This is a genomic window from Avibacterium sp. 20-126 (assembly GCF_044358625.1).
Classification (GTDB): Bacteria; Pseudomonadota; Gammaproteobacteria; order Enterobacterales; family Pasteurellaceae; genus Avibacterium.
In genome coordinates this window covers 1,686,213-1,699,843 of sequence record NZ_CP091457.1, presented here as the reverse complement: position 1 = coordinate 1,699,843, position 13,631 = coordinate 1,686,213, and the positions used below count along the sequence as shown (strand labels likewise).

At 40.2% G+C, this 13,631-nt stretch carries 15 protein-coding genes; 9 read left to right on the top strand and 6 right to left on the bottom strand.

Translation table 11 applies throughout. From position 1 onward, the window contains the following. Position 1: 1 nt before the first annotated feature. The 8 genes from thrB (at position 2) to cpdA (ending at position 6,918) form a co-directional block, all read left to right on the top strand. Positions 2-946 (top strand): homoserine kinase, encoded by a 945-nt coding sequence (gene thrB, locus L4F91_RS07975; protein WP_395895853.1) that lies wholly within the window; start codon positions 2-4, stop codon positions 944-946. Between the two features lie 182 nt (positions 947-1,128). Further along, positions 1,129-2,403: a threonine synthase gene (thrC, locus tag L4F91_RS07970; RefSeq protein ID WP_395895852.1), complete on the top strand. Its 1,275-nt coding sequence runs from the start codon at positions 1,129-1,131 to the stop codon at positions 2,401-2,403. A gap of 179 nt (positions 2,404-2,582) precedes the next feature. Then, on the top strand, positions 2,583-2,930 hold the full coding sequence (locus L4F91_RS07965; protein WP_395895850.1) for an ArsC family reductase: 348 nt from the start codon (positions 2,583-2,585) through the stop codon (positions 2,928-2,930). Positions 2,931-2,943: 13 nt separating this feature from the next. After that, positions 2,944-4,080, top strand: coding sequence for a succinyl-diaminopimelate desuccinylase (gene dapE / locus L4F91_RS07960; RefSeq protein ID WP_395895848.1), 1,137 nt, complete (start codon positions 2,944-2,946; stop codon positions 4,078-4,080). 9 nt (positions 4,081-4,089) lie between these two features. Next, on the top strand, positions 4,090-4,776 hold the full coding sequence (locus L4F91_RS07955) for a M15 family metallopeptidase (protein ID WP_395895846.1): 687 nt from the start codon (positions 4,090-4,092) through the stop codon (positions 4,774-4,776). 10 nt (positions 4,777-4,786) lie between these two features. Then, positions 4,787-5,194 carry a phosphate-starvation-inducible protein PsiE gene (gene psiE, locus L4F91_RS07950; RefSeq protein WP_250363416.1) on the top strand — a complete coding sequence of 136 codons (408 nt, stop codon included), beginning with the start codon at positions 4,787-4,789 and terminating at the stop codon, positions 5,192-5,194. Between the two features lie 120 nt (positions 5,195-5,314). Next, a complete protein-coding gene (gene nudF, locus L4F91_RS07945) occupies positions 5,315-5,944 on the top strand; it encodes an ADP-ribose diphosphatase (RefSeq protein WP_395895844.1) in 630 nt (209 codons plus the stop codon). Between the two features lie 143 nt (positions 5,945-6,087). Next, on the top strand, positions 6,088-6,918 hold the full coding sequence (cpdA, locus tag L4F91_RS07940; protein WP_265762696.1) for a 3',5'-cyclic-AMP phosphodiesterase: 831 nt from the start codon (positions 6,088-6,090) through the stop codon (positions 6,916-6,918). 46 nt (positions 6,919-6,964) lie between these two features. Here cpdA and L4F91_RS07935 read toward each other — a convergent pair whose 3' ends face one another. Further along, positions 6,965-8,137 carry an FAD-dependent monooxygenase gene (locus tag L4F91_RS07935; protein WP_250349710.1) on the bottom strand — a complete coding sequence of 391 codons (1,173 nt, stop codon included), beginning with the start codon at positions 8,135-8,137 and terminating at the stop codon, positions 6,965-6,967. A 200-nt stretch (positions 8,138-8,337) separates the two neighbouring features. On the opposite strand from L4F91_RS07935, the gene miaB reads away from it, so the two are divergent. Further along, positions 8,338-9,762 carry a tRNA (N6-isopentenyl adenosine(37)-C2)-methylthiotransferase MiaB gene (gene miaB, locus L4F91_RS07930; protein ID WP_250349711.1) on the top strand — a complete coding sequence of 475 codons (1,425 nt, stop codon included), beginning with the start codon at positions 8,338-8,340 and terminating at the stop codon, positions 9,760-9,762. Between the two features lie 118 nt (positions 9,763-9,880). Here miaB and L4F91_RS07925 read toward each other — a convergent pair whose 3' ends face one another. The 5 genes from L4F91_RS07925 to ykgO all read right to left on the bottom strand — a co-directional run bounded on the left by L4F91_RS07925 (position 9,881) and on the right by ykgO (position 13,624). Then, a complete protein-coding gene (locus tag L4F91_RS07925; protein ID WP_250349712.1) occupies positions 9,881-10,828 on the bottom strand; it encodes a ribose-phosphate pyrophosphokinase in 948 nt (315 codons plus the stop codon). A 51-nt stretch (positions 10,829-10,879) separates the two neighbouring features. Continuing rightward, the gene (gene ispE / locus L4F91_RS07920) at positions 10,880-11,773 is read right to left on the bottom strand and encodes a 4-(cytidine 5'-diphospho)-2-C-methyl-D-erythritol kinase (protein ID WP_395895840.1); all 894 of its coding nucleotides are present in this window, start codon (positions 11,771-11,773) and stop codon (positions 10,880-10,882) included. Further along, a complete protein-coding gene (gene lolB / locus L4F91_RS07915) occupies positions 11,773-12,402 on the bottom strand; it encodes a lipoprotein insertase outer membrane protein LolB (protein WP_395895838.1) in 630 nt (209 codons plus the stop codon). Before lolB ends, ispE begins: the two co-directional genes overlap by 1 nt. Positions 12,403-12,542: 140 nt before the next feature. Then, a complete protein-coding gene (gene arcA, locus L4F91_RS07910) occupies positions 12,543-13,256 on the bottom strand; it encodes a two-component system response regulator ArcA (RefSeq protein ID WP_250349715.1) in 714 nt (237 codons plus the stop codon). A 224-nt stretch (positions 13,257-13,480) separates the two neighbouring features. After that, positions 13,481-13,624, bottom strand: coding sequence for a type B 50S ribosomal protein L36 (gene ykgO, locus L4F91_RS07905; protein ID WP_017806982.1), 144 nt, complete (start codon positions 13,622-13,624; stop codon positions 13,481-13,483). Between the last annotated feature and the right edge of the window lie 7 nt (positions 13,625-13,631).

Here is a 13,631-nt window from a genome sequence, read left to right as displayed (position 1 = left end):
TATGTTACGAATTTACGCCCCAGCTTCAAGTGCGAATATTAGTGTCGGGTTTGATACTTTGGGTGCGGCTGTATCACCTATTGATGGCTCATTACTGGGTGATGTCGTACAAATAGAAGAAATCAAGCAAGGCTTTGAATTAGAAAGTGCGGGGTATTTTGTGCGTAAATTGCCAAAAGAACCGCAAAAAAATATTGTCTATCAAGCTTATGTATTATTTAGTGAACGGTTAAAACTACGCAATGGCACAATCAAGCCATTACGCCTAACATTGGAAAAAAATATGCCAATTGGCTCAGGTTTAGGCTCAAGTGCTTGTTCTATTGTGGCGGCGTTGGTGGCATTAAATAAATTTCATAATGAGCCTTTTTCTAAAATGGAACTTTTAGAAATGATGGGGGAACTGGAAGGGCGTATTTCAGGTTCAATTCATTATGATAATGTTGCCCCTTGTTATTTAGGTGGGGTGCAATTAATGGTACAATCTCTCGGCAATATTTGTCAGCAATTACCTTTTTTTGACAATTGGTATTGGGTGTTGGCCTACCCGGGTATTGAAGTTTCAACCTCTGAAGCACGCGCGATTTTACCGAAGAGCTACACACGTCAAGATGTGATTACGCACGGTCGTCATTTAGGTAGTTTTGTTCACGCTTGTCATACACAGCAAGAAGCACTCGCTGCGTATATGATGAAAGATGTGATTGCAGAACCTTATCGTGAAGCATTATTACCTAATTTTGCGGAAGTAAAACAAGCGGTACGTGATTTAGGCGCACTAGCTTCTGGCATTTCTGGATCAGGGCCAACAATGTTTGCTATTGCCCCTGATTTAGGAACAGCAAGTAAAGTAGCCAATTATTTAGAAAACCATTATTTACAAAACAACGAAGGCTTCGTCCATGTTTGTAAGGTAGATAATCAGGGCGCAAGGGAATTGGGCTAAACGCCCAGATAAATTGCCCAAATGGCAATAAAACGAGAAAAGAGGTTTGGACAGGTTCCCTTTTCTTTGCTTACTTTCTTTTGGGTAAGCAAAAGAAACTAAATTGCTTAACCAGCGAAACCTGTTATCAATTATCAAAGAGAAAAAATTTTAGACAAAATCAAAACTCAAACGGATTAATTATGAATTTATACAACATCAAACACCCCGAAGAACAAGTGAATTTCGCACAGGCGGTTCGTCAAGGATTAGGCAAAGATCAAGGCTTATTTTTTCCGCAAATTATTCCACACCTAGAGAATATTGATGCTTTACTTGATTTACCGCTTGTTGAGCGTAGTCAAAAAATTCTAGGGGCGTTAATTGGTGATGAAATTCCAGCGGATAAATTGGCCCAAATGGTTAAAAATGCCTTTACTTTTCCTGCACCAGTAGAAAAAGTTGAAGATCATATTTATGCTTTAGAATTATTTCATGGACCTACCCTTGCATTTAAAGATTTTGGTGGACGCTTTATGGCACAAGCGCTCGCGACTGTGCGTGGAGATGGCAAAATCACCATTTTAACGGCAACATCAGGCGATACAGGGGCAGCAGTGGCGCACGCGTTCTATGGTTTAGAAAATATTGATGTGGTGATTTTATATCCAAAAGGAAAAATCAGCCCACTACAAGAAAAATTATTCTGTACCCTAGGTGGAAATATTCGTACTATCGCCATTAATGGTGATTTTGATGCTTGCCAAGCCTTAGTAAAACAAGCATTTGATGATGCGGAACTGCGTCAAGCGATTGGTTTAAATTCAGCCAACTCAATTAATATTAGTCGTTTATTGGCACAAGTTTGTTATTATTTTGAAGCGGTGGCGCAGCTTCCTAAAGCAGCGCGTGAAAATCTTGTGGTTTCTGTACCAAGTGGCAATTTTGGTAACCTTACAGCAGGATTAATCGCTAAAACAATGGGATTACCAATTAAACGTTTTATCGCCGCAACTAATGCGAACGACACGGTACCACGTTATTTACGCACTGGCGAATGGGCGCCAAATGACACCGTTGCAACCTTATCCAATGCGATGGATGTGAGTCGCCCGAATAACTGGCCACGTGTAGAAGAGTTATTTAAACGCAATCATTGGGGATTATCTGATCTTCATTCTGTTGCAATGAATGATGAACAGACCGAACAAACATTACGTGCAATGAATAACCAAGGCTATTTATGTGAACCACACGGTGCAATTGCCTATGGCGTATTGAAACAAGATTTACAACCGGGAGAAACGGGGTTATTCCTTTGTACCGCACATCCAGCAAAATTCAAAGAAAGTGTCGAACGAATTTTATCCCTTGAACTTCCATTACCTGAAGCCTTGGATAAACACAATAAATTGCCATTACTTTCTGATGAAATGGACAATGATTTTGCGACATTAAGAGCATATTTGTTGAAATAATACTTTTAAGGGCAGATAGGTCCGCCCCTAGGCGAGATTTTGCGTGGTAACATTCGTTTGATTAAGGTTTGCTAAACAGAATTTTGTTACAAAGAATATTTTGATAAATGAATAATTAATATGTAAGGGCGGGCCTGTGTGTCCGCCCGTTAGCTAATAAAAAGGACATAGGACAAAAAATGATTACAGTTTATGGTATAAAAAACTGCGATACAGTGAAAAAAGCCTTGAAATGGTTGATAGATAATGGGATTGAACATCGTTTACACGATTATCGTGTAGATGGATTAGAACAGGCTTGGTTGGAAAAAGCAGAAAGCCAATTTGGTTGGGAAAATTTGCTGAATAAACGCAGTACTACTTGGCGTAATTTAGCGGATGAGGTGAAAAAAAATCTATCAAAAAGCACCGCACTTAAGGTATTAGCAGAGCAGCCTACGCTAATTAAACGTCCGATTATTTTACAAGATAACATTGCGTTAATCGGTTTTGACGTTGCGGCATACGCAAAGGCTTTTGGTAAATAAGAAAGGTTAAATAATGAAAAACACAATCGTTACTTTAGCACAGCAGTTGATCCAACGTCCTTCTATTAGTCCAGATGACCGAGGTTGTCAGCAACTTATTGCTACGCGCTTAGAAGCATTGGGCTTTGAGATTGAATGGCTACCTTTTAATGATACATTAAATCTATGGGCAAAACACGGTTCAACAAGCCCTGTGGTTGCCTTTGCAGGGCATACTGATGTGGTGCCAGTGGGTGATGAAACGCAATGGGATTATCCCCCTTTCTCCGCACAAGTTGTTGATGATATGCTTTATGGACGTGGTGCAGCTGATATGAAAGGCTCATTAGCCGCAATGGTGGTGGCAGCAGAGCAATATGTGAAAGCCAATCCAAATCACCCCGGGACGATTGCATTGCTAATTACGTCTGATGAAGAAGCAGCGGCAAAAGATGGTACAGTACGCGTGGTGGAAACTCTGATGGAACGAGGTGAACTGATTGATTATTGTTTAGTTGGCGAGCCTTCAAGTGCTGAAAAATTAGGTGATGTAGTAAAAAATGGTCGCCGTGGTTCGATTACAGGTAACCTTTATATTCAAGGTGTACAAGGACACGTTGCGTATCCTCATTTAGCGGATAACCCCGTGCATAAAGCCGTTGATTTTTTAAAAGCATTAACCACTTACCAATGGGATCAGGGTAATGAATTTTTCCCGCCAACTAGCTTACAAATCGCCAATATTCAAGCAGGAACAGGCAGTAATAATGTGATCCCCGGCGAGCTTTATGTGCAGTTTAATTTACGCTATTGCACTGAAGTAACGGACGAGCTAATTAAGCAAACCGTAAAGCAAATGCTAGAAAAGCATCAACTTGATTATCGCATTGAGTGGAATTTATCGGGTAAACCTTTTTTAACCAAGCCGGGTAAATTAGTGAATGCTGTCGTGGATAGCTTAGAAAAAATTGCCAAAATTACCCCCGCACTTGAAACGGGAGGTGGCACCTCCGATGGACGTTTTATCGCCTTAATGGGCGCCGAAGTGGTGGAACTTGGGCCATTAAATGCCACGATTCATAAAGTCAATGAATGTGTAAGTTGCCAAGATCTTGCCACATTAGGTGATGTGTATCAGCAAATGCTCATCAATTTGCTAAATGCGGAATAAGGAGAATTTATGGCAAAAACATTAACATCTGCGATGCTCACGGGAAAATCTCGTGAGCATTTAGTTTCTTTACCTTGTCCGTTTTCGCTTCAACATTTCCTTCAGCCTGATGCTGTAAAGGCCTTTCAAGCATTACAGCAAAGTGCGGTTAAAAATGGCTTTAATTTACAGCCTGCCAGTAGTTTTCGGGATTTTCAGCGACAACAGGGAATTTGGAATGAAAAATTTGAAGGAAAACGAAAGGTGCATAATGATCAGGGGGAAGCCTTAGCGCTAGCGAATTATTCTGATTGGCAAAAGTGTCAAGCCATTTTACGCTGGTCAGCATTACCGGGCGGAAGTCGGCATCATTGGGGAACTGAAATTGATGTTTTTGATCCTCATTTATTACCCCAACATCAGCAGTTACAATTAGAGCCTTGGGAATATGAACAAGGGGGATATTTTGCGGAACTGAGTCAATGGTTACAAGAAAATGTACAAACCTTTGATTTTTATTTCCCTTTTTTTAATATGCCAGCACGTCTGCAGATTGGCGATGAACCTTGGCATATTAGCTATTTACCTTTAGCCGAGCAGGCTCGCCAAATGTTTAGCCCTGAAATATTATTGCAAGCTTGGCAAGATGAAGAGGTGGCAGGAAAAGCTTTACTGATTGAACGCCTACCACAAATTTTTACTCACTTTTTTATTTGATTGAATCACGATGAATGAAAAAAATTATTTTCCACAAGCAATTTCTTCGCTTTTACAGTGGACATTAAACATTTCCTTATTAATTCTTGCCTTAATTTTGGTAATTTTTCTTGCCAAAGAAACCTATGGCTTAGCATTAGTGCTATTTGAGCATTCAGAAGAAGCCTCCTATTTGTTGGTCGAAAAAATCGTTGTGTATTTTTTATATTTTGAGTTTCTTGCCCTGATCGTGAAATATTTTAAAACTGACTATCATTTTCCGTTACGCTATTTTTTATATATCGGAATTACCGCAATGGTGCGATTAATTATTGTCGATCATTCTAGCCCAGTGAATACATTACTCTTTTCTGGATCGATTTTGCTAATGGTTGTGGCATTATTTTTAGTCAGTTCAGATCGATTGAGAAAAAGTTAGCCTATTAAGAAAAAATTTTGTGAACAAGGTCAAATTTTTCAACAAAAGTAAGAAGAATTACATTTTTTTTTGTAAAAAACTGGCGTATTCTTAGCAAACAACTTATAACGAGGATTGTTTATGTCTGATTTGCAACAATTTACTCAGCAAGATATTCAAATTATCAAGGAAGAACCGCTTTATGACGGTTTTTTTAATTTAAAGAAGGTCTATTTTAAGCATAAACTTTTTGCTGGTGGTGAAAGTGGGGTGGTAACCCGTGAATTGCTCGTAAAAGGTGCGGCCTCTGTGGTGATCGCTTATGACCCTGATGTGGATAGCGTGGTGATGGTGGAGCAAGTACGCATAGGGGCTTATAATCCACAGCTTAGTCAATCTCCTTGGTTATTAGAACTCATTGCAGGTATGGTTGAAGAAGGTGAGTTGCCTAATGAAGTTGCCCAACGAGAAAGCCAAGAAGAAGCAGGCGTACAAGTAGAACATTTACGTGAAGTGATGCAGTTTTGGGATAGCCCCGGTGGCATTGTAGAGCGTATTCATTTATTTGTAGGCAAGGTAGATAGTGGTAAGGCACAAGGCATTCATGGATTGGCAGATGAAAATGAAGATATTCGTGTTCACGTGATCCCCCGTCAAACCGCTTATGAATGGATTTGCAATGGTAAGATTGATAATGGACTTGCGGTTACAGGCTTATTATGGCTACAACTAAATTACCTTGATTTACAGAAACAATGGAAAAAAATGTGAGCTGAATCGAATTTTCATCAGAAATTTAGCCATAAACTATGATCCAGTTAACATTTTTCAGATTTAGGTAATGCAAATTTTTTTGAAGTTTGTAACGTATAGCGATGTATTATTATAAATTAACAAGAGGAGAGGGTATTTTTATGAATACTTATACATACCCAACGGAAGAAGAAGTTGTCCGTTTGGTGCAGATTACAGATCCTCATTTGTTTAAGGATGAAAGTGGTGAGTTGCTTGGTATTAATACACAAGCCAGTTTCAGCCAAGTATTAAGTGAAATTAAACAAAGCAATTTTAATTATGAACTTGTCCTTGCAACAGGGGATTTAGTACAAGATAGCAGTAGTGAGGGGTATCTCCGTTTCTGTAAAATGGTGCAAACACTTGAGAAAATGGTGTTTTGGATCCCCGGCAATCACGATTTTCAGCCAAAAATGTTTGATATTTTGAATCATACTCATGGCAATATTAACCCATTCAAACATTTGTTAATTGGCGAACATTGGCAAATTTTAATGCTTGATAGCCAAGTTTTTGGTGTGCCTCACGGACAGTTAGGACAATATCAAATTGATTGGTTGTTGTCCAAGCTAAAAGATTATCCTGAACGTTATTCTTTGGTGGTGCTACATCATCATATTTTATCAACCAACTCTGCTTGGCTAGATCAGCATAATTTACGCAATTCTTTAGATTTAGCCTATGCGTTATCGCCATTTAATAATGTGAAAGGCATTTTATATGGTCATATTCACCAAGCGGTAGATAGCGAATGGAAAAGCTACAAAGTAATGGCAACGCCATCTACCTGTATCCAATTTAAGCCTGATAGCAATAGCTTTGCCTTGGATACGCTACAACCGGGCTGGCGTGAAATTGAATTGTATAGTGATGGACGTATTGAAACACGTGTCAAACGAATCCAACAAGCTCAATTTTTGCCGAATCTGTTAGGTGAAGGCTATGAATAAATAAAGATAAAGTGCGGTGATTTTTCACCGCATTTTACACTTACTATTACAACCCCAAGGCATACTTCAATGCTTGTTTTTTTAGTGGCGTAGCTTTTCCTGCAAGGAATAAGGCTAAGTTACGGGCTACTTTAACTGGCAATAACTCGGTTTTAAAACCTTTATAAAATAAATCCATCGCGGATTGCATCAGTAAATTATCTTTCATACGCAAATTTTGATAGCGTTTTAATACTTCATCAGAAGCCAAATTTTGTTGATTTTGTCGCGCACTTTCAATGACTTGTAATAGGGCTTTGACATCTTTAAAGCCTAAGTTTACGCCTTGTCCAGCCAATGGATTTATCGTGTGGGCAGCATCCCCTACGAGGACAATGCCTTGACGATAATAGTGTTGAGCGTGGCGGCGGGTGAGCGCAAAACTGCCCGTTTGTTGCACCTTAATGCGACCTAATCGAGCAGGGAAGGCTTGTTCAATGGCTTGGGCTAATTTTTCTTTGGATAATTGTTTCAACTGGTTGATTTTTTCAGGACTGTCATACCACACAAGACAAGCTTGTTGCCCCTCGAGGGGTAAAAAGGCTCTCGGGCCTGAAGGGAAAAATTGCTGCCAAGTGGTATCTTGTTGTGGCAATTCCGTATCCACTAAAATCAATAAACAATCTTGCCGATATTGCCAGCCGGTTACACCAATGCCAGCTATTTGACGAAGTTGCGAGTTCGCCCCGTCTGCGGCAATCACTAAAGGGGCGGAATACTGTTCGCCATTGGTTAAAAAAATCTGCCAATTTTCACCGCACTTTTCTGCACGTTCTATTTTCGCTTGTAAGCGACTTTTCACGTTTTCAAGTGATGAAAAGGCTTGCCATAAACCAAGCTGGATAACATTATTTTCTACCATATAACCGAGTTCGGAATGCGCTAATTCTTCGCAATGAAAGTAGGTCGAAAAGCCATCAATTTCCCACGTTTCTAAGGCTCGATAGGGACAAAGACGCATTTTTTCGATATATTGCCAGCTTTGTAATTGTTGCAATAATTGCACTGAGGCAAGACTAATGGCGGAAATGCGTAAATCATAAGGCGAGTTTGCACAAAAGGTTGGCAATGGGGCGCTTTCAATCAGTTGCACATTTAATCCTTGTTGCCCTAATCCCACGGCGCAAGCGGCGCCTACCATTCCACCACCAACAATAATCACATCGCGTTGTGTATCCATTTTTGCCTCTTTTTATCCTAGCTAAAAGTGCGGTGGTTTTTTTCGTTATTTTTATACCGCACAGACCTTTTTCATTGCCCGTTAGTTTACCTTTTATGAGTAAAATTCAAAAGAAAAGATTATTTTAACTAGCCACCATTCGCACAAGTCGGTAAAATAGCCAGTTGATTTTTACAGGTTAAACGATTTTAAAGCAAATTATGACGCAAAAATTACATATTAAAACGTGGGGCTGTCAGATGAATGAGTATGATAGCTCAAAAATGGCAGATTTATTAAATAGTACGCACGGTTTGGAATTAACCGAGATTCCTGAAGAAGCGGATGTGTTGCTGTTAAACACCTGTTCTATTCGTGAAAAAGCGCAGGAAAAAGTGTTTCATCAGTTAGGACGTTGGAAAGAATTAAAGAAAACAAATCCTGCGTTAGTGATTGGCGTAGGGGGGTGTGTGGCTTCACAAGAAGGCGATCATATTCGTAGCCGTGCGCCTTATGTTGATATTGTCTTTGGCCCACAAACCTTGCACCGCCTGCCTGAAATGATCAATCAGATTCGTGGAGGGAAAAGTTCCGTGGTGGACGTGAGTTTCCCTGAAATTGAAAAATTTGACCGTTTACCAGAACCGCGTGCTGAAGGGCCAACGGCCTTTGTGTCTATTATGGAAGGCTGTAATAAATATTGCACTTTCTGTGTTGTGCCTTATACCCGTGGCGAAGAAGTGAGCCGTCCGCTAGATGATGTGCTATTTGAGATCGCACAGCTAGCCGAACAAGGCGTACGTGAAGTGAATTTATTAGGGCAAAATGTGAATGCGTACCGCGGGCCAACGCACGATGGGGGGATTTGTTCTTTTGCTGAATTATTGCGTTTAGTGGCGGCGATTGATGGCATTGATCGTGTGCGTTTTACCACGAGCCACCCGATTGAATTTACGGATGATATTATTGAGGTTTATGCGGATACCCCTGAATTAGTTAGCTTTTTACATTTACCTGTACAAAGTGGTTCAGATCGTATTCTAAATCAAATGAAGCGTGGGCATACGGCATTGGAATATAAATCCATTATTCGCAAATTACGCAAAGTACGCCCGGATATTCAGATTAGCTCTGACTTTATTGTTGGTTTCCCCGGCGAAACAGAGCAAGATTTTGAAGATACAATGAATCTGATTGCACAAGTAAATTTCGATATGAGCTTTAGCTTCATCTATTCTGCACGTCCGGGAACACCTGCAGCGGATATTCCTGATGATGTGAGCGAAGAGGAGAAAAAACAACGCTTATATGTGCTACAACAACGCATTAACAATCAAGCGGCACAATTTAGCCGGGCAATGCTTGGCACAGAACAGCGCGTGTTAGTGGAAGGCCCCTCTAAAAAAGATATTATGGAATTGACTGGTCGAACTGAAACAAATCGGATTGTGAATTTTATCGGAACACCAGATATGATTGGTAAGTTTGTTGATATTAAAATCACCGATGTATTCACCAACTCTCTGCGTGGTGATGTTGTGCGCACCGAAGATCAAATGGGTTTGCGTGTCGTGCAATCCCCACAAGCCGTGATTAACCGCACGCGCAAGGAAGATGAACTCGGTGTAGGGCATTATCAAGGCTAACTTGCTGAACCTGTGGGGATAATGTCAATTTTTAAGCACTGAGATCTTGATGAAAAAAAGCTGATTACAATGTAATCAGCTTTTTGTTTTGTTGTTTCTGTTTTGTGTATCTATGCAACTAGCTAAACATTGCAGAGATCGATTCTTCGTTACTAATACGGCGAATGGCTTCAGCAAGCATACTTGAAAGCGTAAGCACCCGCACTTTACCTAACGCTTTGATTTCAGGAATAAGTGGGATTGTATCGGTTACGACGATTTCATCAAGGGCATCACTGGCAAGGTTCTTCGCGGCTGACCCAGAGAATACTGCGTGGGTTGCGTAAGCAAAGACACGTCTCGCACCACGTTCTTTTAAGGCTTCTGCTGCTTTGCATAGTGTTCCCCCTGTATCGATCATATCATCAACAAGAATACAATCACGTCCAGCCACATCACCAATAATATGCATTACTTGTGCGACATTCGCTTTTGGACGACGTTTATCAATGATTGCCATATCGGTATCGTTGAGCAATTTAGCAACTGCACGAGCGCGAACCACACCGCCAATATCAGGCGAAACAACGATTGGATTTTCAAGATCGGTTTTCTTTAAAATATCGTGAATTAACACTGGAGAACCAAATACGTTATCCACAGGGACATCAAAGAAACCTTGAATTTGTTCTGCGTGAAGATCACAAGTTAAAACGCGATCCACCCCAACGCTTGATAAGAAATCTGCCACGACTTTTGCTGTGATTGGAACACGAGCAGAGCGTACACGGCGATCTTGACGCGCATAGCCGAAATAAGGGATTACCGCAGTGATACGGCCTGCTGATGCACGGCGTAAGGCATCAACCATCACAAGTAATTCCATTAGGTTATCATTTGTTGGCGCGCAGGTTGATTGAATAATGAAAACATCACTACCACGCACGTTTTCATTGATCTGAACTTGAATTTCTCCATCACTAAAACGTCCCACAGTGGCATCACCCAGTGAGAGATATAAGCGTTCAGAAATTCGTTTTGCTAGTTCTGGCGTTGCATTACCAGCGAAAAGTTTTATGTCAGGCATTGTAAAATTAACCTCAGAATTTTAGATGGAAGAATGTGTAACATATTGATCTTATTTGAATAAATGTTTCATCACTTGATGCAATGGCGAAACATTCACTCCTTGTGCAACAAAACCAAAACAGTCTTTTGGCTTATTTAGAAATACTGCTTGAGCAGATTGAGCATCGTCAAATTCTGCGAAAACACAAGCCCCTGTTCCCGTTAGTCTTGCGGGGGCATATTGTAACAACCAGCCTAGTAGTTCTTCAACCTCTGGATAATGATCTCGCACAATTTTTTCGCAATCGTTTGTATAATTTTCAGCTAAAAGTTGTGAAAGAGGCTTTTTTGGGGTGTTGCGTGGCAAATGAGGATCTTGAAAAATAAGCCCTGTTGAAATAGAAACCTCAGGTTTTAGCACCACATACCATTTTTCTGGTGGATGACAATAATCAATTTTTTCTCCTACTCCTTCAGCAAAAGCCGCTTTGCCGTGAACAAAAATTGGTACATCCGCTCCCAGTTGTAAGCCTAATTCTGCTAAGTCTTTAAGAGAACATTGGGTATTCCACAACGCATTAAGTGCTACCAGTGTCGTCGCCGCATTTGATGAGCCTCCGCCAACGCCGCCTCCCATTGGCAAGATTTTATCCAAGTGAATCTTCGCGCCTAGTTGGCAACCTGTATGCTGTTGGAGTAAACGCGCGGCACGATAAATGAGATTCTCTTCTTGTTTTAATTGAGGTATCTCTGGCGAGAGAAGAATCTGTGAATCCTCCCTTACCTCAATGTCTAGCCAATCGCCAAAATCCAGAAATTGGAACAGGGTTTGCAATTCGTGGTAACCATTTTCCAAGCGTCCATTAATATAAAGAAACAAATTTAATTTTGCAGGGCTAGGAAAGCGGTATCGTCCATTTTTTGGTGGATTTAAAAGTGCGGTGGAAAAATGATAATTTTTCATTAGTATTTCCAATGATTAACGCGAATTTTTAAGGTTTGTTGGGCGTTTTTTAGCAAAATATCTCGTGGCAAGGCGGGCGAGCGTTCTTGGTGATAATTTAAATAATCTACCGTCCATTGTTCATCATTTATGCGATAAGTGAAGTTCGCCAGCAAATGGTTTGTCCCTACGTTGTAATCTTGCTGATTGTTTGGTTCCCCTTTTAGCCAAGTGGCCAGTTGGGTGAGAGGAATATCCATTCCGATAATTTCACGTAATAATCGTTGCGCATCTTTTGCAGAACGCTGATTGCCTTTTTCATCAGAAATGGTTAAACCTTGCGTGTGCATTTTGAAGGTAAGTTTTGCGCGGCTTAGGGCGGAAGAAAGTACCAGTGTATAGGCGGTGGGGGTTTGATATTGCCAATCAAAGGTGGTAGAAAAGCGCTGTTTGGTGCTGATATAACCAATTTGCCCTTCTGCGTGATAGGCTTGGATTTGTTGAATTTGTTGCAAATGTTGCTGCCAAGTGCGGTCGTTTTTTTCAATATATTGCACATTGGTTGGACGGTTCTCATCAATATCAAGCGCACAGCCAGCCAGTAACAAACTGATAATTAAAGGAATAAAAAGGGTTTTTAAGGAGTTCATTATGTGATACCAGAAAAATTTTGGAGCATTTTAAGGGGTTAGTGGAAATTAGTAAAGGCAAGCCGTTTGAAGAGAAAGCAAAAATGAGTGCGGTGGAAAAATTTTTATTTTTTATACCGCACTTAAAAAATTCGCTTATCTTATGCCTCAATTTCCCCACAAAAACGATATCCTTCACCGTGAATGGTGGAGATAAGTTCTGGGGTATCAGGGTGATCTTCAAAATGCTTACGAATGCGGCGAATGGTTACATCCACGGTTCTATCTTGTGGTTTTAGTTCACGCCCAGTCATTTTTTTCAATAATTCTTCACGAGATTGAATTTTCCCCGGGTTTTCGCAAAATTGTAACATCGCACGGAATTCACTACGCGGTAGTTTGTATTCTTCACCTTCTGGATTAATCAATGTGCGGCTGTTGAGATCTAACGTCCAGCCATTAAAACGATATTGTTCCACTTGTTGCAAGGTGTGTTTGGTGTTTTCAGCCATAGTGCGTTGTAATAAATTTCTCGCACGAATCGTTAATTCTCTTGGATTAAATGGCTTGGTGATGTAATCATCCGCGCCAATTTCTAAGCCTAAGATTTTATCCACTTCATTATCACGCCCTGTGAGGAACATTAATGCGGTGTTGGTTGTTTCACGCAATTCTCGTGCGAGCATTAGTCCATTTTTGCCGGGTAAATTAATGTCCATAATGACAAGATTAATTTCTTGGCTGGAAAGAATGTTGTGCATTTGTACGCCGTCATTGGCTTCAAATACGTCATATCCTTCTGCTTCAAAAATGCTTTTTAGCGTGTTCCTTGTAATGGCTTCATCTTCAACGATTAAAACTTTTGCTGTAACCATATTAACGTCTTCCTTTCCAATTTTTATTGGCGATTTAAACTAATAATTCTGAGGTATTCTAAGTTCGCCATTGTATAATTGCAACATTATTGTAACAAGTATAAGTGGTGAATTCTGTTTAATTTTATGATCTAAATCATAGGTTTAATGGATTTAAGGCGATAAGAAAAAAACGCCCTCTAGCAAACTTAGAGGGCGATATGGATAAATAATGTTACAAATAATTAACGCTTTTTCTTTTTTCCACCTTGTCGTGCTTTAAAGCGAGGGTTTTCTTTGCAAATGACATAAACAACACCGTGTCTGCGAACCACTTTACATTTAGGATGGCGTGTTTTTGCGGTTTTTAATGAGGAAAGGACTTGCATAATGTCT

Excerpts from the sequence above, each read along its gene's own strand:
- cpdA (WP_265762696.1), top strand. The coding sequence starts at position 6,088 with ATGAATACTTATACATACCCAACGGAAGAAGAAGTTGTCCGTTTGGTG.
- ispE (WP_395895840.1), bottom strand. The coding sequence starts at position 11,773 with ATGAAAAATTATCATTTTTCCACCGCACTTTTAAATCCACCAAAAAAT.
- L4F91_RS07965 (WP_395895850.1), top strand. The coding sequence starts at position 2,583 with ATGATTACAGTTTATGGTATAAAAAACTGCGATACAGTGAAAAAAGCC.
- L4F91_RS07925 (WP_250349712.1), bottom strand. The coding sequence starts at position 10,828 with ATGCCTGACATAAAACTTTTCGCTGGTAATGCAACGCCAGAACTAGCA.
- thrC (WP_395895852.1), top strand. The coding sequence starts at position 1,129 with ATGAATTTATACAACATCAAACACCCCGAAGAACAAGTGAATTTCGCA.
- psiE (WP_250363416.1), top strand. The coding sequence starts at position 4,787 with ATGAATGAAAAAAATTATTTTCCACAAGCAATTTCTTCGCTTTTACAG.
- L4F91_RS07935 (WP_250349710.1), bottom strand. The coding sequence starts at position 8,137 with ATGGATACACAACGCGATGTGATTATTGTTGGTGGTGGAATGGTAGGC.
- nudF (WP_395895844.1), top strand. The coding sequence starts at position 5,315 with ATGTCTGATTTGCAACAATTTACTCAGCAAGATATTCAAATTATCAAG.
- thrB (WP_395895853.1), top strand. The coding sequence starts at position 2 with ATGTTACGAATTTACGCCCCAGCTTCAAGTGCGAATATTAGTGTCGGG.
- arcA (WP_250349715.1), bottom strand. The coding sequence starts at position 13,256 with ATGGTTACAGCAAAAGTTTTAATCGTTGAAGATGAAGCCATTACAAGG.
- lolB (WP_395895838.1), bottom strand. The coding sequence starts at position 12,402 with ATGAACTCCTTAAAAACCCTTTTTATTCCTTTAATTATCAGTTTGTTA.
- ykgO (WP_017806982.1), bottom strand. The coding sequence starts at position 13,624 with ATGCAAGTCCTTTCCTCATTAAAAACCGCAAAAACACGCCATCCTAAA.
- L4F91_RS07955 (WP_395895846.1), top strand. The coding sequence starts at position 4,090 with ATGGCAAAAACATTAACATCTGCGATGCTCACGGGAAAATCTCGTGAG.
- dapE (WP_395895848.1), top strand. The coding sequence starts at position 2,944 with ATGAAAAACACAATCGTTACTTTAGCACAGCAGTTGATCCAACGTCCT.
- miaB (WP_250349711.1), top strand. The coding sequence starts at position 8,338 with ATGACGCAAAAATTACATATTAAAACGTGGGGCTGTCAGATGAATGAG.